The organism is Carnobacterium sp. 1290_CSPC (genome assembly GCF_001053265.1).
Lineage (GTDB): Bacteria > Bacillota > Bacilli > Lactobacillales > Aerococcaceae > Aerococcus > Aerococcus urinaeequi.
The window spans coordinates 1-231 of the sequence record NZ_JVVG01000100.1 but is presented as its reverse complement, the minus strand read 5'-3'; the positions used below and the strand labels follow the sequence as shown (position 1 = coordinate 231).

General features: G+C 29.9%; 1 pseudogene. It reads left to right on the top strand.

The annotated features are described in order from the left end of the window. Positions 1-148 precede the first annotated feature (148 nt). Positions 149-231 (top strand): annotated as a pseudogene (locus AC973_RS10240) (IS200/IS605 family transposase); the annotation flags it as partial.

The following is a 231-nucleotide window of genomic DNA, read 5'->3' as shown; positions in this document are numbered from 1 at the left end:
ACGCTGTTTTTCGTTAGGATAGATTTTACACTCAATTCCTTGATACATGTTTTCACCCCCTTGCGTTTATAGATATATTATACCATACGTATGACTGTTGTTTATAGCGATAACAATTGCTATAATGTAGTTAAAGAGGTTTTTACATATGATAGTGAAAACAAGGACAAATGTTTATGATTTTAATTTCCATTTGGTTTGGGTAACAAAGTATCGTAAAGAAATATTTAC